This is a genomic window from Streptococcus cristatus, from assembly GCF_019685515.1.
Lineage (GTDB): Bacteria > Bacillota > Bacilli > Lactobacillales > Streptococcaceae > Streptococcus.
On sequence record NZ_JABFFN010000001.1, the window covers coordinates 1,545,831 to 1,567,823 of the forward strand.

At 43.9% G+C, this 21,993-nt stretch carries 20 protein-coding genes; 7 read left to right on the forward strand and 13 right to left on the reverse strand.

Annotated features, from left to right (window positions below; translation table 11 throughout):
- Window positions 1–8: 8 nt before the first annotated feature.
- The 9 genes from FOA33_RS07555 to treP form a co-directional block, all read right to left on the reverse strand.
- The gene (locus FOA33_RS07555; protein ID WP_221161167.1) at window positions 9–737 is read right to left on the reverse strand and encodes a segregation/condensation protein A; all 729 of its coding nucleotides are present in this window, start codon (window positions 735–737) and stop codon (window positions 9–11) included.
- The gene (xerD, locus tag FOA33_RS07560) at window positions 737–1,471 is read right to left on the reverse strand and encodes a site-specific tyrosine recombinase XerD (RefSeq protein WP_311043424.1); all 735 of its coding nucleotides are present in this window, start codon (window positions 1,469–1,471) and stop codon (window positions 737–739) included. The genes FOA33_RS07555 and xerD overlap by 1 nt, the downstream gene beginning before the upstream one ends.
- A complete protein-coding gene (cbpB, locus tag FOA33_RS07565) occupies window positions 1,468–1,929 on the reverse strand; it encodes a cyclic-di-AMP-binding protein CbpB (RefSeq protein ID WP_033629338.1) in 462 nt (153 codons plus the stop codon). Before cbpB ends, xerD begins: the two co-directional genes overlap by 4 nt.
- Window positions 1,926–2,447, reverse strand: coding sequence for a metallophosphoesterase (locus FOA33_RS07570; protein WP_221161169.1), 522 nt, complete (start codon window positions 2,445–2,447; stop codon window positions 1,926–1,928). The genes cbpB and FOA33_RS07570 overlap by 4 nt, the downstream gene beginning before the upstream one ends.
- Window positions 2,423–3,433 (reverse strand): nucleoside-triphosphate diphosphatase, encoded by a 1,011-nt coding sequence (locus tag FOA33_RS07575; protein ID WP_398576421.1) that lies wholly within the window; start codon window positions 3,431–3,433, stop codon window positions 2,423–2,425. Before FOA33_RS07575 ends, FOA33_RS07570 begins: the two co-directional genes overlap by 25 nt.
- The gene (gene racE, locus FOA33_RS07580) at window positions 3,391–4,185 is read right to left on the reverse strand and encodes a glutamate racemase (RefSeq protein WP_000370379.1); all 795 of its coding nucleotides are present in this window, start codon (window positions 4,183–4,185) and stop codon (window positions 3,391–3,393) included. Before racE ends, FOA33_RS07575 begins: the two co-directional genes overlap by 43 nt.
- 206 nt (window positions 4,186–4,391) lie before the next feature.
- Entirely contained in the window at window positions 4,392–4,637 is a 246-nt protein-coding gene (locus FOA33_RS07585; protein ID WP_221161171.1) for a YneF family protein, read from the reverse strand.
- 265 nt (window positions 4,638–4,902) lie between these two features.
- The gene (gene treC / locus FOA33_RS07590) at window positions 4,903–6,528 is read right to left on the reverse strand and encodes an alpha,alpha-phosphotrehalase (protein WP_221161172.1); all 1,626 of its coding nucleotides are present in this window, start codon (window positions 6,526–6,528) and stop codon (window positions 4,903–4,905) included.
- 63 nt (window positions 6,529–6,591) lie between these two features.
- The gene (gene treP / locus FOA33_RS07595; RefSeq protein ID WP_221161173.1) at window positions 6,592–8,559 is read right to left on the reverse strand and encodes a PTS system trehalose-specific EIIBC component; all 1,968 of its coding nucleotides are present in this window, start codon (window positions 8,557–8,559) and stop codon (window positions 6,592–6,594) included.
- 184 nt (window positions 8,560–8,743) lie between these two features.
- Here treP and treR point away from each other — a divergent pair, with 184 nt between their 5' ends.
- Together treR and FOA33_RS07605 are read left to right on the forward strand one after the other, a co-directional pair.
- A complete protein-coding gene (gene treR, locus FOA33_RS07600) occupies window positions 8,744–9,457 on the forward strand; it encodes a trehalose operon repressor (RefSeq protein ID WP_221161174.1) in 714 nt (237 codons plus the stop codon).
- 253 nt (window positions 9,458–9,710) lie between these two features.
- On the forward strand, window positions 9,711–14,774 hold the full coding sequence (locus FOA33_RS07605; RefSeq protein WP_221161175.1) for an SIALI-17 repeat-containing surface protein: 5,064 nt from the start codon (window positions 9,711–9,713) through the stop codon (window positions 14,772–14,774).
- A gap of 69 nt (window positions 14,775–14,843) precedes the next feature.
- Here the strand turns inward: FOA33_RS07605 and mraY are convergent, their stop codons facing one another.
- The 4 genes from mraY to rsmH are packed head-to-tail and all read right to left on the reverse strand — an operon-like array spanning window position 14,844 to window position 19,363.
- Window positions 14,844–15,824, reverse strand: coding sequence for a phospho-N-acetylmuramoyl-pentapeptide-transferase (gene mraY / locus FOA33_RS07610; RefSeq protein WP_221161176.1), 981 nt, complete (start codon window positions 15,822–15,824; stop codon window positions 14,844–14,846).
- 1 nt (window position 15,825) lies between these two features.
- Complete coding sequence (gene pbp2x / locus FOA33_RS07615; RefSeq protein ID WP_221161177.1) at window positions 15,826–18,081, reverse strand: penicillin-binding protein PBP2X; 2,256 nt, start codon at window positions 18,079–18,081, stop codon at window positions 15,826–15,828.
- A gap of 3 nt (window positions 18,082–18,084) precedes the next feature.
- Complete coding sequence (gene ftsL / locus FOA33_RS07620) at window positions 18,085–18,402, reverse strand: cell division protein FtsL (protein ID WP_195217259.1); 318 nt, start codon at window positions 18,400–18,402, stop codon at window positions 18,085–18,087.
- A gap of 10 nt (window positions 18,403–18,412) precedes the next feature.
- Window positions 18,413–19,363: a 16S rRNA (cytosine(1402)-N(4))-methyltransferase RsmH gene (rsmH, locus tag FOA33_RS07625; RefSeq protein ID WP_000159388.1), complete on the reverse strand. Its 951-nt coding sequence runs from the start codon at window positions 19,361–19,363 to the stop codon at window positions 18,413–18,415.
- A gap of 162 nt (window positions 19,364–19,525) precedes the next feature.
- On the opposite strand from rsmH, the gene FOA33_RS07630 reads away from it, so the two are divergent.
- The 5 genes from FOA33_RS07630 to FOA33_RS07645 are packed head-to-tail and all read left to right on the forward strand — an operon-like array spanning window position 19,526 to window position 21,694.
- Window positions 19,526–19,720, forward strand: coding sequence for a helix-turn-helix transcriptional regulator (locus tag FOA33_RS07630; RefSeq protein ID WP_001082470.1), 195 nt, complete (start codon window positions 19,526–19,528; stop codon window positions 19,718–19,720).
- Between the two features lie 15 nt (window positions 19,721–19,735).
- Window positions 19,736–20,278 carry a DUF3278 domain-containing protein gene (locus FOA33_RS07635; protein ID WP_221161178.1) on the forward strand — a complete coding sequence of 181 codons (543 nt, stop codon included), beginning with the start codon at window positions 19,736–19,738 and terminating at the stop codon, window positions 20,276–20,278.
- A gap of 10 nt (window positions 20,279–20,288) precedes the next feature.
- The gene (locus tag FOA33_RS09265) at window positions 20,289–20,630 is read left to right on the forward strand and encodes a hypothetical protein (RefSeq protein ID WP_000838130.1); all 342 of its coding nucleotides are present in this window, start codon (window positions 20,289–20,291) and stop codon (window positions 20,628–20,630) included.
- A 12-nt stretch (window positions 20,631–20,642) separates the two neighbouring features.
- On the forward strand, window positions 20,643–21,221 hold the full coding sequence (locus FOA33_RS07640) for a DUF3278 domain-containing protein (RefSeq protein ID WP_221161179.1): 579 nt from the start codon (window positions 20,643–20,645) through the stop codon (window positions 21,219–21,221).
- Complete coding sequence (locus FOA33_RS07645) at window positions 21,218–21,694, forward strand: glutathione peroxidase (protein ID WP_221161180.1); 477 nt, start codon at window positions 21,218–21,220, stop codon at window positions 21,692–21,694. Before FOA33_RS07640 ends, FOA33_RS07645 begins: the two co-directional genes overlap by 4 nt.
- The last annotated feature ends 299 nt before the right edge of the window (window positions 21,695–21,993 follow it).

The window sequence follows — 21,993 nt, forward strand, 5'->3', positions numbered from 1 at the left end:
TATCAAGTCTAGCTTTGTGCCTCTTGACTTTCTTCCTTCTTTTCCATGAGATAGATATCTCCGAAACTCTCCTCTTGAACAAGGATCAGTTCTTGGGTTTTGATTAACTCTAGGGTTGCCAAAAAGAGGGTAATGACCTCTTGGACATTCTGGGCTTCCTTGAACAAATCCTGCAAGCGCAACTGGTCTCGTCCAGTCAAGGACTCTTTTACAATGCCCATCATGTCCTCAATCTTATACTCATCCCGCAGGATGGTCGTGTGGTTCTGAGCGAATTCCTCTTTTTTCTTGGCTAGAATATTTGAAAAAGCCAAAAAGAGGTCAATGGTCGTCCTGTCATGTACAAGCTCCGCATCTTCGTAAATCAACTCTGTCGGCGCTTTGGAATAGTACTGGGCCCGATCTTGGTGCTTAGCCTCCAAGCGCTCACCCAAGAGCTTGAACTTGCGGTATTCTTCGATTTGGGAGAGAAGGTCCTGCTCCAGGTCATCCTCTAAGTCTGTCACTTCTGCTACCTTTGGCAAGAGCTTGCGACTCTTTATCAGCATCAGCTGACTGGCCATAACCATATACTCGCCCGTTACTTCCAGACGCATGGCCTGCAGAGTTGAGACATAGGCTAGGTACTGTTCGATAACTTCCGTAATGGGCACATCGTAAATATCCATCTGGTACTTAGAAACCAGGTGCAAGAGTAAGTCCAGGGGCCCTTCAAAATCTTTTAATTTAATATCCATTATCTATATTTTTCTAAGGTCAGAACTGTTTTTAATCCTAGTTTTTTTGCAATTTCGTACAAATCGACCTTGTTTTCTATTTGTCTTAGAATGAACTGTTCCCGCAAGGCTTGGGCTGATAAGGTGGGGAAACCTTTCTCCTTGACAAAGGACTCCAGCTGACGAAAGGCCCACTGACGAGAATAGGCTTTTCCTCCCCTTTCAAAGAGATAGGTTTGCCCCATCAAGGGTTCCAATTCTGAAAGCAAGGTCCTAGGAATGGCTACAATCCTCTGTTGGGAAGCCTTGTTAATTCGCAACACCTGAAAATCCAGATTGATATCTGCAACCTTGAGGGCTAAAATCTCACTTGGCAAGAGTCCCATTTCTAGGATTAAGAGCGCTAGCAAGCGCCCCTCTGGATAGTCACTTTCCTGCCAAAAATACTCTAGGTCTAACCGTTCTGACTTTTCGGTCTTCTTTTCAGCTTGTTTGGCTAATTCCAAACGATAAAAGCTGTCCACTTCTCCTTTTCGATAGAGAAAGTAGAGAAATTGGTTACAGGCCGAAAGTTTCCGTTTCTGGGCGCTCATTTTTAGGTTGGCTAGTTGAGATTGGTAAATCTTGAGACTGGTCTCAGAGATCCGCTCACCTACAATGTCTAAAAATTGCTCCAGATCGTACTTATAGGACTGCTTGGAATTGGCAGACAAACCCTGCTTTCCCTCTAAAAAGTCTGATATCCTATCTCTCATTTGCATCGAATCTCATATTCCTTACTAAAGTCATGCAAGAGGGCATTGACGGCCTTGAGGATAGACTTGCGCGTGATGATTCCTTGAAAAATTCCTTCATCATCTACCACTGGCAAGAAGGGCTCATCCACCAGTTTATGGAGGACTTCAGTGATGTTATAGTCTGGAGCGACAACTGCCACATCGGTCTTGGTCATATTGACGATATCTGTCGTTGCCATCTGCTCATCTGTCAAACCCTGCTCCATTTGATAAGCCAAAATATCTCTCAGACCAATGGTTCCGACAAAGCGTTTGTCAAAGGTCACAACAGGGATACGGGTATAGGTGATTTGGCTCAGCACTAAAATCGCATGGTCAGCATTATGGGTATCAATCAAAGCTGCTAGATTGTCAGCAGGGGTGAGAAAGGTTCCTTCCTGCTCCAGTAAAAATGCTTCAAATTCCTTGGCAATCATCGAGCAAACTCCTTGGACAAGCCTGGATAAACCCCATGATCACGTGTCAAAAAGTCTACTTTGAAATAGCTGGCATCAATCTCCACACGGGCATAGAGGCATTCCCTGATGGTTCCTCGTGGTTGGCTGATGGAGCCTGGATTTAAAAAGAGTGTTTTTCCTTCCATCCAAGCATTTGGAACATGCAAGTGACCATAGAGACAGATATCGGCATCTTCTTCCTGAGCCCAGTAGTCCAACTTTTGAAAGTTGAAATTGATATCAAACAAGTGCCCATGAGTCTGGATGATCTTGGTTGGACCAAGTTGAGTTACCAAACGTTCTGGGTAGCCGGCATAAAAATCCATGTTGCCTTTGACGACATGGATGCCCTCCCAGAGTGGAGAGTCTGGACGGATTTCTGAGTCACCATCGTGAAAAATGGCATCGACTTTACCCAGATAGCGGTCACGGATTTCTTCCACAATCAAGCTATCTCCGTGGGAGTCACTCATTACAATGATGGTTTGCTTTGCCATGATGGAAATACCTCCAAAAGTTTCTTAACGGCTAAGGCACGGTGGGATTGGCTATTTTTTTCTTCAAGGGTTAATTCAGCTGCTGACTTGCCTGTCTCTCCCACAAGGAAGAGAGGATCGTAGCCAAAGCCATTTTCACCCTTAGGTTCAAAGTTAATGTAACCTGGCCAGTCAGCTTCGACGACCAAACTTTCCTTGTTTGGACTAGCTACAACCAGGGTTGTGTGGAATTGTGCCGAACGGTCCTTGAGTTCAAAGACCATGGCCAATTCGTGCAAGAGTTTGGCATTGTTTTCTCGGTCTGTCGCTCCCACTCCTGCAAAACGGGCTGACCAAACACCTGGCAAACCGCCGAGGACATCGACTTTGAGACCTGAGTCATCTGCTAGCACCATCTTGCCTGTTAATTGAGAAATGGTTTCTGCCTTCAGGCGGGCATTTTCTTCAAAAGTCATGCCTGTTTCAGCTACTTCAGGAAGATCTGGATAGTCATTGAGATTTTCCACATCATAGCCTAGCTTGTCAAAGATAGCTCGGAATTCCTTGGTCTTGCCCTCGTTACGAGTCGCAATGAGCAGAGTTTCTCTGACCTTGCTAGTCTCAAAGAAGGCTTGAACATTGACCCCTTCTTTAGGTAGTTCGACATGCAAAAGCTGCCCATCTTCAACCAAGAGTAGGGCTCCCTGACGTTGGATGACTTCCAAGTTACGTCCTGCTTCTGCATTTAAAATCTCAACGATAAAAGAGAGCAGACGGAAGTTAGAAGACCAGCGCATCACCGTTATCGTAATCGGAAATTCATTTTCTTCGTCACAAAAAATCCGCGCTAAATCCATGAAATCAAGCTCGAGAGGATCTTTGATAAGGCTACAGATGCCTCCATAGACATCCCAGACACCGACATACCAGTCCTGGTCATCCTTATATTCGTAAATTTTGTTTGTCATAAAGTTACATGCTCCACATGAATCTCTTTTTCCAGCCATTCTGCTCCAATTTGGGCAAAACTTTGGCTATTGGCTGTTGTGTAAAAACGATGTTGAAGAGGTCCCGCATCTCGGCTACGATTGATTTCAAAATAGTTCAGCAAAACCGAGATATCCCGCACACACTCTGCCCCACTATCGATGAGCTGAACCTTTGGTCCCATAACATTTTGAATGATAGGACGAAGGAGTGGGTAATGGGTACAACCCAAAATCAGGCTATCCACCTTGCCGACCAAGGGACGCAGGGTTTCATAGACCACTTTCTTGGTTACACTGGTTGACAGGGCACCAGACTCCACCAAGGGAGCAAACTTGGGACAGGCCAAACTCTCCACCTGTAAATCCGGATCCAGATCATGGATTTTTTGACGGTAGATGTCTGATTGGACCGTCATGGGGGTTCCAATGACTCCGATTTTCCCACCTTGACTGGACTTGATGGCTGCCGAAGCTCCTGGCAAAATCACACCTAGGACAGGAATGTCTAGTTGGGCCTTGATTTCTTCCCAGACGACCGCAGTCGCAGTGTTGCAAGCAATGACAATCATTTTGACATCCTTGGTCAAGAGAAAGTTGACCAACTGCCAAGTATATTCACGAATTTGCTCAGCAGGACGAGGGCCATAGGGCGCCCGCGCCGAATCTCCAATATAGACGATTTCTTCATGGGGAAGCTGGCGCATGAGCTCACGAACAACGGTCAAGCCCCCGACACCCGAATCCAAAAAACCAATTGGTCGATTATCCATACAGTCTTCTTTCTAGTCTTCTTTTCTGATTGATAGTTCATCATGATTACTCGTCCTAAATGAACGGATAGACAGCTTGATAAAATGTCAACTGCCTCTCTATTAATCATAATCAAATATCAATAGAATGCAAGGAAAAAGTCTTATCCTTGAGAACTATTGAACATAGTGAGAAGTCTGGAACTTTCATCCCAGACTTTTCCTATTTATTTCTTTTTATTGTTAGCAAGAGCTGCTTTTTGTTGGCGGATGATTTGGTGGTAAACTTGTTGTACCTTGGCTTCGCTTGGCTTTTGACCATTTGCACTCAAGAGAGCACGAACTGCATCAGCGTTCAAACGTGGGTTGTCCGCAAATTCTTTTTCGATTTGCTTACGAACCAAGTACATCCCTCCAAGAGCTCCTCCTAGAAAAGCTAGCACAATCAAGATAATTGCTAAAAGTAAGTCCATTCTTTTTCTCCTGTTTCTTTTTGAGTCTTCTATATTATACCATAAAGTGACTTTCCTGACTAGTTTGTTTTACGCTTTCAAAAAGGGCAATAGGCGACAAAAAAGGAGCTCCTCATTTCGATGAAAGAGAGCTCCTTGCTGCGTTTATGCTCAATAAAAATCAAAGAGCAAACTAGGAAGCTAGCCGCAGGTTACTCAAAACACTGTTTTGAGGTTGCTGATAGAGCTGACGCGGTTTGAAGAGATTTTCGAAGAGTGAAGAGTACTATTTTACATAAATAGCCAGTGTTTGATAAGGTTTGAGCAGAATTTTTTCAGACACTTCTACATCTTCATAGTTTGAAATCAGAATCTGTCCATTTTGGTAGGCTGCTGATAGCTCAATTTCTACTTCTGTGGCATAAAAGTTATTGAGGACCAGTAACTTTTCATCCTCATACTGACGTTCAAAGGCATAGACTTGCTTACTATCTTCAAAGGCTGGTTTGTAGCTTCCTTCTGAAATGATCGGCATTTCCTTACGAAGTCGAATCAAGTCTTGGTAGAAGATGAAAATTGGGCCTTGGATTTCATTTTCTACGTTGATATCTTTATAGGATTTACCAGCTTTCAACCATGGAGTGCCTGTTGAAAATCCTGCATTTTCTGAAGCATCCCACTGCATGGGAATGCGTGAATTATCTCGTGACTTGGCCTGAATAATCTGGAAGGCTTCTTGCTCACTTTTCCCTTCTTTTAAGAGCATCTGATAAGCATTGATGGACTCGACATCCACATAATCGGCCATGGAATCATAGTCTGGGTCAACCATTCCAATTTCCTCGCCCATGTAGATATAAGGTGTCCCACGTGACAGGTGAATGCTGGCAGCCAGCATGGTAGCCCCTTCATTACGGAAGTTTTGGATATCCACAAAACGGTTCAAAGCCCGCGGTTGGTCGTGATTGTTCCAAAAGAGGGCGCTCCAGCCGTTTTTGTCACTCATTTCCTTGCCCCAGCCATGATAAAGACTTTTCAACTCTTCGAAATCAAAGGGAGCTAAAGTCCACTTTTGCCCGCCCTTATAGTCCACCTTGAGATGATGGAAATTAAAGGTCATGGATAATTCCTGACGGTCAGGTGACGAATAGAAGACACAGTTCTCCATGGTTGTCGAGGACATTTCCCCAACTGTCATAAAGCTATCGTCTGTTCCAAAAGTAGCTTGGTTCATCATGCGCAAATAGTCATGAACGATGGGCTTGTCTGTGTAAGCTGGCTTTCCTTCATTTTCAGGACAATCCACTAAGACCTCATCCTTGCCGATCAAATTGATCACATCAAATCGGAAACCTTTGACCCCCTTGTCACGCCAGAAATTAACAACCTTGAAAAGCTCCTTGCGGACATTGGGATTGCGCCAGTTAAGGTCAGCCTGGGTCTCATCAAAGAGGTGGAGGTAATATTTCCCTGTATCCCCGAAAGGCGCCCAGGCAGAGCCACCAAACTTAGACTGCCAGTCTGTCGGTTGATCTTGGATGAAGAAAAAGTCTTGGTAGTACTGGTCGCCAGATAGGGCTTTCTGAAACCATTCATGTTCTGTCGAGCAATGATTGAGCACCATATCCAGCATAAAGTCAATCTTGTGCTCTTTACCGACACGTACCATCTCTTCAAAATCAGCCATATCACCAAAAAGAGGATCCACTGCCATATAATCTGAAATATCGTAACCATTATCCCGTTGGGGGCTTGGATAAAATGGATTGAGCCAGACCATATCCACGCCCAGTTTGGCTAGATAGGGGATTTTCTCGATAATCCCACGGAAGTCCCCAATACCATTTCCAGTGGTGTCTTTGTATGATTTTGGATAGATTTGATAGACTACTTTTCTTTTATCAAGTGCCATCTGTTTCTCCTTTTCCGATAAAAGGGAGGAACCTCTGTTCCTTCCCTGTTTGTTTTATTTCAATTAGATTCGTGTAGCGACCATGAGAGCTTCACCAGCTTGGATAGTTGTTGGATAAGTTCCAGTGATAGTCGCTGTATAAGCATCTTGGTTAGTGATGATAACTGGAGTTTCTGTCACGAGACCCGCAGCCTTAATAGCATCTATATCAAAACGAATCAATTTCTGACCAACTGTGACGTGGTCTCCTTGGGCTACAAGACTTTCAAAACCTTTGCCATCAAGCCCTACTGTATCCATACCGATGTGGATGAGCAATTCTACCCCTTCATCAGAGATAATACCGATGGCATGCTTGGTAGGAAAAAGAACCGTCACTGTCCCATTGACTGGAGAAGTTAACTCACCTTGGCTTGGTTCAATGACTAGGCCTTGTCCCATGACACCTGATGCAAAAACAGGATCCGTCGCTTGACTCAATTCTTTCACTTGACCAGTAAGGGGGCTGACAATCTCTACTGGAGCAAGGGTTACTGGTTCATGATTCACAAATTCTGCCTCTTCTTGGGCAACGAATTCTGCTTGCAAGGCTGTATCATCCTCTGTCTTTGTAAAGAGACCGACTTTGCGGAAGAAGAAAGTCAAGATCATTGGTACAACAATAGCAACTAGCATGGTTCCTGCAAACGGCAGCATGTATTGAGGTTGAATAGAGAGGATACCTGGCAAACCACCGATACCAATAGAGGCCGCAGTTACATTGAAAGTAACGGACAACATGCCTGCAAGGGCTGAACCAATCATCCCAGCTACAAATGGATAGATGTATTTGACATTGACCCCAAAGAGGGCTGGTTCTGTAACACCGAGATAGGCTGAAATGGTTGCAGGAAGTGAAATCTGAGCCTCACGCTCATCATGGCGGTGCATGAAATAATAGGCAAATACGGCAGAACCTTGGGCAATATTTGAAAGAGCAATCATTGGCCAGAGGGCAGTTCCACCAGCATCTGCAATTAATTGTGTATCGATGGCATTGGTCATATGGTGCAAACCAGTGATGACAAATGGAGCGTAGAGGGCACCAAAAATAGCACCGAAGAGCCACTTAACTGGACCAGTCAAACCTGCCAAGACAACTGCTGAAAGTCCTTGCCCAATTGTCCAACCGATTGGTCCCAAGACAGTGTGAGCCAAAATCAAAGCTGGAATCAATGACAAGAAAGGTACAAAAATCATCGAAATGACTTCTGGGATATGCTTGCGCCAGAAAATTTCAAGATAAGACAGACTCAAACCTGCCAGTAAAGCTGGGATAACTTGGGCTTGGTAACCGATACGATTAACAGTAAAGTAACCAAAATTCCAAACCCAGTTTGCTGCAATTTCTGATGCAGGTGTTGAGGCAACTGAATAGGCATTGAGCAACTGGGGTGAAACCAAACAGATCCCGAGTACAATTCCCAAGATTTGGCTGGTTCCCATCTTACGAGAGACAGACCAGGTAATCCCTACTGGTAAGAACTGGAAGATTGCTTCACCAGGCAACCAGAGGAAGTGATTAACCCCTGCCCAAAACTGAGAGGATTCTGTGATGGTCTTACCATCCAACATTGACCAATGCACCCCTTCCAAGACATTACGGAAACCGAGGATTAGTCCACCAACTATCAAGGCTGGAATAATCGGTGTAAAGATTTCTGCCAGAGTGGTCATGATACGTTGAAGTACATTTTGATTACTCTTAGCTGCAGACTTGGCTGCTTCTTTGGAGACACCCTCAATGCCTGAAACAGCAGTAAAATCATTATAAAAAATCGGCACGTCATTCCCAATAATCACCTGAAATTGACCCGCATTTGTAAAGGTCCCTTTAACGGCTGGAATCGACTCGATGGCCTTGACATTTGCCTTCTTTTCGTCTCCGAGAACAAAGCGCATCCGTGTCGCACAGTGGGTGACGGCAGTGACATTCTCCTTGCCTCCGATCGCTTGAAGCAGATCTTTGGCTTCTTGTTCAAATTTTCCCATTTTATTCTCCTTATACTTGTCAAAGCAAGTTTTATTTGATAAGACTATTGTAAACGATACCAAACATGTATGCAACTTGTTTGTGATAAAAAGAGGATATTTTTGGATATTTTCTAGCACTTGTATGGTAAAATAGATACAGGTGCCCATTGAACTAGACTAAAAACCCATTTAAGGAAGCAAGATGAAGAAATACCAACAACTATTTAAGCAAATCCAAAAAACCATTCAAAACGAGACTTACACTGTCGGAGATTTCCTCCCCAGTGAGCACGACCTCATGAACCAGTATCAGGTGAGCCGTGACACCGTCCGAAAAGCTCTGTCCCTCCTCCAAGAGGAAGGATTGATCAAAAAGATAAGGGGGCAAGGTTCTCAAGTCGTCAAAGAAGAAACGGTCAATTTCCCTGTCTCCAACCTAACCAGCTACCAAGAACTGGTCCAGGAACTTGGACTTCGCTCTAAGACTAATGTGGTCAGTCTGGACAAGATCATTATCGATAAAAAATCCTCACTGATAACCGGCTTTCCAGAGTTTCGGATGGTTTGGAAGGTAGTCCGCCAGCGTGTGGTGGATGATCTGGTATCGGTTCTGGATACGGACTATCTGGATATGGAACTGGTCCCAAATCTCACTCGGCAAATTGCTGAGCAGTCTATCTACTCGTATATAGAGGACGACCTCAAACTCCATATTGATTATGCTCAGAAAGAAATTACTATTGACCACACGAGTGACCGAGACAAGATTCTCATGGACATTGGCAAAGACCCTTATGTCGTTTCAATCAAGTCAAAAGTCTATCTCCAAGACGGGCGCCAATTTCAGTTCACCGAAAGTCGCCATAAATTAGAAAAATTTCACTTTGTTGACTTTGCCAAAAGACATCCAAAATAAACACTTACAGTTGGGGATACTCTCAACTGTTTTTTAGTAGTAAATAAAGGAGTTGATAGTTGGAAAAGAGGCACTACTTGCTACTTATTCTACTATTTTAAGAAAAAACAACAGCAAATATGTATCTTGCTAAAAAGCTCTTGACAAATGCTAAGCGACCATTAGAATGGGAGGTAAGGAGATAAATAGAAACAAAATAAACGAAACTGCTTCATAAAATGTAAGCGGTTTCGAATAAACAAAGGAGGGTTTTATGAAAAAACACTTTTGGGAGAAATCCTGTCGCTATAGCATCCGCAAGCTGACGGTTGGGACTGCTTCTGTTTTGCTGGGAGCTGTTTTTCTAGTCAACCACACTGTAGCTGCAGACAGTGTTGAGGTCAAGCAAACTGAACCAACCTCTGTCGAAGCTATCACTAAGCCTGATAGTGAACCCAAAGCAGCTGAAGCGACTGAAACTACAAATCCGTCTCTAGCCGAAAGTCCAGTAGTTTCCGAAAGCAAGCCAGCTAACGAGACTCAAAAGACAAATAGTCAAGCTAGTGAAGAAGCCATTGTAGAAGCTAAAGAAAATAAGGAACCTGAAAAAGCAGATCAGCCGGTGACAAAGCAAGAAAACTATCAACTCAACTACAATCAGCCAACAGCTCCCTCCTATGATGGATGGGAAAAACAAGCCCTTCCTGTCGGAAATGGAGAAATGGGAGCCAAGGTTTTCGGACTCATTGGGGAAGAGAGAATCCAGTACAACGAAAAGACCCTCTGGTCAGGAGGACCACAACCCGATAGCACCGACTATAACGGAGGAAACTACAAGGAGCGCTACAAGGTCTTAGCAGAGATACGTAAAGCCCTCGAAGCTGGTGACCGCCAAAAAGCCAAACAACTGGCTGAACAAAATCTAGTTGGACCAAACAACGCCCAGTATGGACGTTACCTAGCCTTTGGAGATATCTTCATGGTCTTTAATAACCAGAAGAAAGGACTAGATACTGTAACTGATTATCACCGTAATCTGGATATCACTGAAGCCACTACGACCACTTCCTACACCCAAGATGGGACCACCTTCAAACGCGAAACCTTCTCCAGCTATCCTGATGATGTCACCGTGACCCACTTGACCAAAAAAGGAAACAAGACACTTGACTTTACCCTTTGGAACAGCTTGACAGAAGACTTGCTTGCTAATGGCAACTACTCTTGGGAATATTCCAACTATAAGAATGGTCATGTCACTACAGATGAAAACGGAATCCTTCTAAAGGGAACTGTCAAAGATAATGGTCTCCAATTTGCATCCTATTTAGGAATTAAAACGGACGGAAAGGTGACTGTTCAGGATGAGACACTAACCGTTACAGGCGCAAGCTATGCGACCCTCTACCTCAGCGCCAAGACTAACTTTGCTCAGAATCCAAAAACCAACTATCGAAAAGACATTGACCTCGAAAAAACAGTTAAAGGGATTGTCGAAGCAGCTAAGGCCAAAGACTACGAAACACTTAAAAAGGCCCATATCAAGGACTATCAAAGTCTCTTTAACCGCGTTAAACTAAATCTAGGCGGAACCAAGACTGCTCAAACGACAAAAGAGGCCCTTCAAGGCTATAACCCAGAAAAAGGGCAAAAATTGGAAGAACTCTTCTTCCAATACGGACGTTATTTACTCATCAGTTCGTCTCGTGATCGGACAGATGCTCTTCCTGCCAACCTACAAGGAGTCTGGAATGCTGTAGATAATCCACCTTGGAACGCTGACTATCACCTCAATGTCAATTTGCAAATGAACTATTGGCCTGCCTATATGAGCAATCTGGCTGAAACAGCCAAGCCAATGATTAATTACATTGATGACATGCGCTACTATGGTCGTATCGCCGCTAAGGAATACGCTGGCATCGAATCCAAAGACGGTCAAGAAAATGGTTGGCTGGTCCACACTCAAGCAACTCCATTTGGCTGGACTACTCCTGGTTGGAATTACTATTGGGGTTGGTCGCCAGCTGCTAATGCTTGGATGATGCAGAACGTCTATGACTACTATAAATTCACCAAGGATGAGACTTATCTCAAAGAAAAGATCTATCCTATGTTGAAAGAGACTGCTAAGTTCTGGAACTCCTTCTTGCACTATGACCAGGCCAGTGACCGTTGGGTGTCTTCTCCATCCTACTCACCAGAACACGGTACCATCACCATCGGAAACACCTTTGACCAGTCGCTAGTCTGGCAGCTATTTCATGACTACATGGAAGTTGCCAACCATCTGAAAGTCGACCAAGACTTAGTCACAGAGGTCAAGGCTAAATTTGACAAACTAAAACCACTTCATATCAACAATGAGGGACGTATCAAGGAATGGTACGAAGAAGACAGCCCACAATTCACCAACGAAGGGATTGAAAACAACCACCGTCACGTTTCCCATCTAGTTGGTCTCTTCCCAGGTACGCTCTTTAGCAAAGATCAAGCTGAATACCTAGAAGCTGCGCGTGCTACCCTCAACCACCGTGGAGATGGTGGTACTGGTTGGTCTAAGGCTAATAAAATCAACCTCTGGGCTCGCCTCTTAGACGGTAACCGTGCCCATCGTCTACTCGCTGAACAGCTCAAGTACTCAACCCTAGAAAACCTTTGGGATACCCACGCACCATTCCAAATCGACGGAAACTTTGGGGCAACTAGTGGGATGGCAGAAATGCTCCTCCAATCTCATACTGGTTATATTGCGCCATTGCCAGCCCTTCCAGATGCTTGGAAAGACGGTCAGGTTTCTGGTCTGGTTGCCCGTGGTAACTTTGAAGTCAGCATGAAGTGGAAAGATAAAAACCTTCAAAGCTTGTCCTTCCAGTCAAATGTCGGCGGAGACTTGGTTGTAGACTATCCAAATATCGAAGCCAGCCAAATCAAGGTCAATGGCAAAGCAGTCAAGGCAACTGTCCTAAAAGATGGCCGCATCCAACTGGCAACACAAAAAGGTGATGTCGTTTCCTTTGAACATTTCCCTGGTCGTGTAACCAGTCTGACAGCAGTTCGACAAAATGGAGTCACTGCCGAACTCACCTTCAACCAAGTAGAAGGCGCTACCCACTATGTCATCCAAAGACAAGTAAAAGATGAATCTGGCCAAACCTCTGCAACTAGAGAATTTGTAACCAATCAAACCCACTTTGTCGACCGCTCACTAAAACCTCAACTCGCCTATACTTATACCGTCAAGGCGATGCTGGGCGAAGTTCCTACCCAAGTATCTGAACAGGTCACTGTAGAAACTCCTAGTGAATTGATGGATGATCGGGACGGTCGTATCCAATACGGAGCTGCCTTTGGAAACTGGGCAGACTCAGAATTATTTGGAGGAACAGAGAAATTTGCTGACCTTTCAAAAGGAGACTACACAGACGAAGACCTCACTGCTACCATTCCTTTCACTGGCGTTGGTATCGAAATCTATGGACTGAAATCGTCTGAATTAGGTCTTGCCACTGCTAAAATTGATGGCAAAGAGGTCGGGGAACTTGACTTCCATACTGCTGGAGCAACTGAAAAAGGTAGTCTCATCGGTCGCTTCGCAGGATTATCTGACGGATCTCACACATTGACTCTTAGTGTTAAACATCAGCACAAAGGACGTGGTAGTGAGCGCTCAAAAATTTCATTAGACTACTTCAAGATCCTAGCTGGAACAGGCAATACGATTGAAAAAATGGATGATCGTGATTCGCGTATCCAGTATGGTTCCCAGTTTAAAGACTGGTCTGACCCTGAACTCTACGGAGGCACGGAAAAGTACGCTGATATTAACAACAGCGACTCTAGTGCAGCTTCAGAAGCTCAGGCAACTATTTCCTTTACAGGGACAGGTATTCGTATCTATGGTTTGAAGAGCCTTGCCCTTGGACGAGCACGTGTTACACTAGATGGCAAAGAAATGCCAAGTCTAGACTTCTACACTTCAGGCGCAACTGAAAAGAGGGCCTTTATTGGCGAATTTACAAACCTTACTGACGGTCCGCACACCCTGACACTACAAGTTGACCCAGATTCGCCAGAAGGTCGCAAGAAAATCTCTCTAGACTCCTTTGATATCATCAAAGCCCCTGCTGTTGGTATAGATAGCCCGAGCATTGCGCCTCTTAAGGAAAATGACAAAACCATTTCCTTAAGCCTACCAGCTGGAGATTGGGAAGCCATCGCAGTGACCTTCCCAGGTGTCAAAGATCCTCTAGTTTTGCGTAAGGTGGATGAAACACATCTAGTTACAAGTGGAGATCAGACTATCCTATCAATCCAAGACAATCAAGTTCAAATCCCAATCCCTGAGGCTACTGATCGACAAACTGGAAAAGCGATTGAAGCTTATACCATTCAAGGAAATACCACAAGTAGCCCTATCGTAGCCGTCTTTACTAAAAAAGATGAAAAGAAAGTTGACGAGAAGCAGCCAACTACAAACAAGGGGGATGAACCAGCTCCTACTGTCGAGAAACCTGAGTACACTGAGCCTATCGGGACTGCAGGGCAAGAAGTGCCACCTACTGTAGAAATTCCTGAGTACACTGAACCTATCGGAACGGCAGGGCAAGAAGAAGCTACTACTGTTGAAAAACCTGAGTACACCGAACCTATCGGAACAGCAGGGCAAGAGGAAGCCCCTACTGTTGAAAAACCTGAGTACACTGACCCTATCGGAACTAGTGGGGATCAGGCCGCTCCATCCCTTAGCCTTCCTGACTATCCAGTTCGAGTCTTGAAAGACAAAGAAACCGGAGTGGAAATCATTGGGGGAGTCACTGACTTAGAAGGAATTTCTCACATCTCTAGCCGACGTGTCCTAGCTCAAGAACTCTTTGGCAAGACCTATGATGCTTACGATCTACAGCTTAAAAATCCAACCAATAATAGCTTGCAGCCAAAAGGCTCTGTCTTAGTTCGCTTGCCTGTTTCAGCTAGCGTCGAAAATATCTACTACATCACTCCGACCAAGGAGTTGCAAGCCCTTGATTTCACCGTTCGAGACGGAAAGGTAGAATTCATCACTAGTCATTTCAGTACCTATGCTGTCGTCTATCCAGCTGCTGGAACAACCTCTAACACAGAGGAAAAACCAAGTGCTTCAGATGAAGAAACCTTGACACACGAGGCTGAACAACTTTCAACTAGTCCTAGCCTAGCTAAAGCTGGAAATCATTCTCCTAAGGAACAACTTCCAGCAACAGGGGACGCATCCAACCCACTCCTCTTCTTGGCAGGCCTCAGCCTAGCCCTCACAGCCACTTTTATGTTAAATGGAAGAAAGGATGACTCCAACTAACCTTTAAGCACACAAAAACAGGATGAAGATCACCTTCATCCTGTTTTATTTTGTAATCAAGAGTTAGTTTTACAGTAGGTATAAAAAGGCTAGGGTCAAGAGACTTGCTAGAAGCCCAACTCCCCAAAATAAGAAGTCAACCTTCCACTCGCTCCAAGGATTGCCCTTGCCTGAGAATCCTCCAAGCTCAAAATGGTGGTGGACAGGTGTCATACGGAAGATACGCTTTCCACCACTAAATTTGAAGTAGGTAACCTGCATCATAACAGAGCTTGTCTCAAAGACATAGATAATCCCAATCAACAAAAGGGTCCATTCTTGGTGGAGGGCCATAGAGATTGCTGCCAGCATCCCACCTAGAGCCAAACTTCCCACATCTCCCATGAAAACCTTGGCAGGCTTGTGATTAAAGACGAAGAAGCCTAGCAAACCACCAATCATGGCAAGAATCACAAGAAGGATATCCAGTTGATTTTGCATATAAGCAATCACACCGTAGGCCGATAAGCTAATCACCACGGAAATACTTGCTAAGCCGTCGATCCCGTCCGTCAGATTCACCGCATTTGAAAAGCCAACTAGCCAGAAAAGGGCAAAGAAGATATAGAAAATACCCAGATGTACTTGGTAGCCAAAGACTGAAAGCATGTCGCCACCACGCTCATAAAAGAGGTAGAAAATCACTCCTCCAAGGAGCTGGAGAGCAAGTTTTTGCTTGGGATTTAAGCCTTCGTTGATCTTACGAAAGACCTTGAGGAAATCATCTAGAAAACCTACCAAACCATACAAAACCAAGATAAACAAAATCATACCTACATTGTTGGTCAATTGTTGGGTAAAGAGAGCAACCAGAAAACTCACAACAACTGCAACAATCAGGAAGACAAGACCTCCCATGGTTGGAGTCCCAGCTTTAGCTTGGTGTTGCTTGACATCCTCATGCATCTGCTGTCCCGTAATCTGTGCTTTTCGATAAAATCGGATAAAGGCTGGAATACCTATCAAGGTCAATAGAAAGGTCAGAATTCCAGCACTAATGGAACTAATCATCTTAATCTCCTAAAGTTATTTTCATTTTTTTAATGTCTTTGAGGGCTGTATTGGCACGGACACTTTGTTTCTTGACCGTTTTGCCACTACCTTCCCACTCGACTTCTATATTCAGCCATTTGGCAAATGTTTGCACATTTTCATCTGTCCAGCCGTACATATCAGGCATTTCTTCGACCTTATCTGACAGGATCAAGATCTGCTGATTGGCTTCCAAATTATCTCCTTCGGCAACCGAGAGTTCCTTGATCTTGGTTCCTGTTCCGATAACGATTGGTTGGACAAGGTTGCGACGCAATTCCTCTGCTAGGTCACCCGGCGTAAAGTCCTTGATAGCTGGCATAGCATAGCTTGTCGTCTTGCTGACCTGATCCAAGCTCTTGGCAGTTGACTGAAGATTGAGGGATTCTTTCATAGCAGAAGCTCGCTCAAGGATTGGATTGGCAAACTCTCCCAGCTGAACACCCGAATAATGCTCTGGCTGTTGCACTGTCACATAGAGGATAAAATCAGGATTTTCTGCAGGATGCATCGACACAACAGAGAAGATATAGTTGGTTTCACCTGTAAGGTAGCCCCCATTCTTCTCATCGGCAATCTGAGCAGTCCCGGATTTCAGGGCAACATTCTGTCCCGGAACATTGACATTAGGCTTTCCTGTGCTATGGTTGTACATGGTACCATAGACAGGATCTGTTCCGACCATGACCATGTGATCCCGAGTAGAGGACGCTGCCGCTTTTGATACAGGATTTCCGACGATTTCCTTTTGAGACTTACGAACAGACTGGTCATTTGGGTCATAGAGAGCGCTGATAAATTTCGGCTCCAACATAACCCCATCATTGGCGATGGCTGTAAAGGCACGAAGCATCTGAGTCTGGGTGACAGAGATCCCTTGTCCAAATGAACTCATGGCGATATTAACAATGTTATCAGCAGGTAATTGACCTGTGTACTCATCTGTCAGACCAAAACGGGTCGGTACTCCAAACTTAAAGCGGTTAAGGTAGTCCAACCAGGTTGCATCTCCCATCTTTTGCTCAAGCAAGGTCATCCCGATATTACTTGAGTGGGCAAATCCTTGAGAGAAGGTCATGGTGCTACCACTAGTCAATCCTTCATTGACGTCCCAGTCTCGAATGGTCGCATCTGCTATTTTCAATTCACTACTGTTAAAGTATTCCCCACCAGGGAAGGTATTGTTATCAATAGCTGAGGCCAACATCATCACCTTCATGGTGGATCCTGGCTCGTAGTTACTTTGATAGAGGATATCACGCCAGACAAAGTCTTTTGTGATGCCATCCTTGGTATCGGCATTGAAGGTCGGCCGTTGGGTCGTAGCCAGAATTTCCCCTGTCTTAGCGCTGACCAAGGTAGCCGTCATATACTTGCCTTTTACCTTTTCCTGGAAGGCATCCATCTGCGTTTCCATAAAGGATTGCAAGGGACTAGAAAGGGTTGTGTACACATCCTTTCCATCTACCGTTTGTTGGGAAGCTTGGTCGGTACCCGGAACAATATTTCCCAGACGATCCTTCTCATAGGTAATGATCCCATCTGTACCTGCCAGAATGCTATTTAAAGAACTCTCCAATCCAGATGTCCCAATCAAGCTCTTGGTGCCATCCTCATTTTCATGGAGTTGTGCTAAACCGATAAAGGAAGAAGCAAACTGACCATTGGGGTAACTACGATTAGGGCTGGTTGTAAAGTCAACTCCCTCGACACCAGCAGTTTTGAGGTCGTTTTTAATGGCCATCATATTGGCATAGGTGATCCCATTTCCCTTGGTACCAAAGGATACCTGTTTTAGATCTGGTTGAGAAAGCTGTTCTTTGACATAAGACTCCTCCATATCGAGGTATTTATGGAAAATTTCAGCTACCTTATTAAATTGAGAATCCTCTACATAGAGAATTTTGCCTGTTGCTGACTTGTAGGTCTTGTCAATAATAGCATAGATATTATAAGATGTCGCATCTTCTGCAATAGGCGTACCATTACGATCATAGATGGTCCCCCGCTTGGCTGGAATCGTCTTGGTTGTTTGGTGAACCTTTTTGGCTTCTTGAACCAAGTCCTTACCAAATTTTTTACCCGTTCCGATAATGACCGCAAAGTTGACCAAAAAGACAGCGAAGAGTATAACAGCCAATAAACTCAGGCTTTTCCCTACTCTTCTGCGATTTTCTTCTGGAGATTTACGATTACGAACGGCATAACGGATGATTTTTTCTTTCCACTGTCTCATTTCTTACTCCGTTGCTCGGATATTCTCGTTATTCAGCTGCAAATCCTTGGAGTTTGCAATTTCTTTCAAACGTTCTGAACGAATCAATTCATTGACCTCTTGCTTGGCATCGTCTAGCTCTGTTTTCTTTTCTTCGATTTGAGCATTGACCTTGGTCAATTCATTCTGAACTTGTAATAGCTTGGTCTGCATAAACACAACGCTGACTGCCAGGATAATCATTGTTGCAGCAATCGAAACATAGAAGGCCTTTTCCACACGTGAAAAACCTTTAAACTTCGTTTGCAATAACTGGCTTGTTTTTTCGATTCTTTCTGCCATGTTTTTCCTCTTACTTGTGAATTTTTCTAGCCACGCGCAACTTGGCTGAATGCGAACGGTTGTTGGCTTCTAGCTCTTCGGCACTTGGCAAGATTGGCTTACGGGATACCAATTCCATCTTGGGCTTAAGGTCATCTGGAATGAAGGGCAAGCCTTTGGGAACTTCCACTGTTGAAGCTTCTTTGAATAATTGCTTGGTCAAGCGGTCTTCCAACGAATGGAAGGTAATGACCGAGATTCTCCCATCCAGAGCCAGCATGTCCATGGCCTGCTGGATGGATTCATCTGCAGCGCCCAGCTCATCATTGACTTCGATTCGGATAGCCTGGAAAATCTGCTTGGCAGGGTGTCCCTTTTTCTTGAGCTCCTTGGCAGGCTTGGCCGACTTGATAATCTCTGCCAACTCCGTCGTTGTCTCGATGGGTTTCACCTCACGCGCTTGCTCAATCTTACGGGCAATCTGTTTAGAAAACTTATCCTCACCATACTTGAAAAAGATCCGAACCAGGTCATGATAGTCATAATGATTGACCACCTCATAGGCTGTCAGACTAGCTTCCTGATTCATCCGCATATCCAGTGGCGCATCCTTTTTATAAGAAAAGCCACGCTCACGCTGATCTAGCTGAGGACTGGACACTCCCAAGTCATAACAAATTCCATCAATTTCCTGGACACCAGCCTCCTGCAAACGTGCCTGCAAATGACGGAAGTTATCCTTGATAAAGGTTACCATCCCCTTTTCGATATAGGGTGCCAACCGTTTTTGCGCATTGTCAATAGCATTCTGGTCCTGGTCAAAGGCATAGAGATGCCCTTTTTCGCTCAATTTACTTAATAAATATTCGCTATGGCCTGCTCCGCCCAAAGTTGCATCAACGTAGATACCGTCAGGTTTTACGTCAAGCATATCAATCGTTTCATGAAGCAAGACCGTTACATGATGAAATTCTTTTGTCATATCCTATCTATTTTACCACAAATCTGACCAGCTTGCACTTGTCAGACAAGGCTAAGTTTCTTCGAAAATAATTCTCAAAAATATGTCATATATACTTGACATCTCTTCCCCGAAAGAATATAATATAGTCAAATATATACGACATGTCAGAAAGGAGACCCTATGAATCGTGTCAAAGAATTCCGCAAGGAACTGGGCATTTCCCAGCTCGAGCTCGCCAAAGATATCGGTGTCTCGAGACAGACCATCAACATGATTGAAAATGACAAGTACAATCCAACCCTGGAACTCTGTCTCAACCTCGCCCGCAGCCTCCAAACTGACCTCAATAGCCTCTTTTGGGAAGACGATTTTTAAAAAAGGAGCAAACAAATGAAAAAAGAAACTCTCACTGAAAAACTGATTAAACGCATATACGGTATTTCTGGTCCCCTTGACGAACACAAACGGCGCGAGGCCGATCGTATCGGGAATCAGGTCTTTATTGTCCTCTTTTATCTGATCACATTTGGCAATCTTATCCCGCTCGTTCTTGCCTATAAATACCCGCAAATTGTCGCTATTGGTTATCCTCTCGTGGTGTTTGGCATTTCGATGATGGCTGCCCTCTATGTGGTCTCCCAAACCAAGAAAACGGGCATCACAGCTATTGATCCCGAAATGTTAAGCCAAAAAGAAAGTAAACAGCTACATTTTCCGGGTCTAAGAGCCGGTCTGATCTACGGCATAGCGATATTTTTTATAGTACCACTCATCGATACTCTAACAAGTGAAAATCCAAATTTCATCAGTTCTCTTCTGAATTCAAAACATATTTTAAAAACTATACTGGGAGCGTTCTTTTTTGGACTGATGATGCAAATTGTCGTCTCTCTTCGCATTCGAAAGGCAAAGAAAGACCAAGAAGACGACTAGGAGGTGCCTTATGAAATCACTAGCTAGACTACTGATCAGTCATGTTTTTATCAGTATCTTTGTTACCTTTTTCCTACTTTCTGGACATATTGAGCATCCTTTCTTGATTATCTTTCTTTTATTCCTTCCTGTATTGAACAAGGGACAGAGATTCCAGAAAATCCAATCAAAAAAAATACGTCTTCTAAACGCATCTCTCTGTTTTATCCTCGTATCCTTTCCACAACTTTTAACAAATCCTATGGATTGGAGATACCTGGTATTTCTAATAATCTGTATCATTTTTAGTTTGGTTTACTTCTATACTCTCTATCAACTCTTTAAAGAAATCAATCAAAAATCGCTCATTTAGGAGATTACTCCCATGAAAAAAGAAGATCTCACCACTCGCTTACTCAAACTGTTCTTTCACATACAAGGCCCCTTTGATGAATGCCGCCAAGAGATAATCTACAGGGCTGGTGCCCGTGCCTTGATCCAAATCGTTTACTCCTCCCTCCTACTCTTCTTGTTCTATCTCCTATTTGGACGCTTCATAGAGTTGGTGCAAGATGCCATGCCCTACCTCTATTTTGGACTTATCTTCGTCCTCTCATCTAGGGCGAGACTAGCAGTTCGCGACTTACATTTAGACAAGGATGACCAGTCCGAAATCCATCACAAAAGCTACAGCAAAAGCCAAATTAAAGTTCGTAGTTGGGGTGTATTCATCAGTATTCCAATTGGCTTGTTTATCTTATCAGCCTTTCACAAACTCTTTGTTCAGCATCTTCCGCTTGATACCTTTTGGGAAAATCTCTTCCAAATTGAAAGATTGCTACCTTTGCTAGTATGTGGCCTTGGGACTGGAGCAATCTTTGGAACCATGACCTACGCCTTTTTATCGGAACACGAGGTGAAACACTCTGAATCAGGAATGCATAAGGAGAATATAGAAAAATGACCAGTATATATAATTTTTCAGTTTTAAACCAAAACAACCAAGTAATCCCCTTGAATAACTATCGTGGTAAAGTTCTCTTGATTGTCAACACTGCTACCGGATGTGGTTTAACCCCTCAGTACCAAGGGCTCCAAGAACTCTATGAACGCTATCAAGATCAGGGCTTCGAAATATTGGATTTCCCTTGCAATCAGTTTATGGGACAAGCACCCGGCAGCGCAGAGGAAATCAATAGTTTCTGTAGCATACACTATCAGACAACTTTCCCTCGCTTTGCCAAGATCAAGGTCAACGGCAAGGAAGCAGATCCTCTTTATGTTTGGCTAAAAGACCAGAAATCTGGTCCTCTAGGAAAACGAATCGAATGGAATTTTGCTAAGTTTCTCATTGGTCGAGATGGGCAAGTCCTTGAGCGCTTCTCTTCCAAAACAGACCCCCAAACCATCCAAGAGTCTCTCCAAAAGATACTCTAATTTCTTTTTAAAACGTGTCCTTTCATTTAGTTTGAGATTTGAAAGGATGCGTTTTTTCTTTAAAAAGTAACTTATTTTCTTTAATTTATATTTATTTTTTGCTTTTTTGCTATTGCAATTCTTTCATTAATTTAGTATATTTGTTATATTAAAAGTTTTCAGTCATTTTAAGGGAGAAATGACCTTTTAAATTTTTTTATCTTAAAATGAAAGCGCTTTATAAATAGGAGGTAAGGTAGCTTACAAATTATCAGAGAGTTTTTTCATTAAATCAAGTTGTAACCAAGTCAAACTTGGGC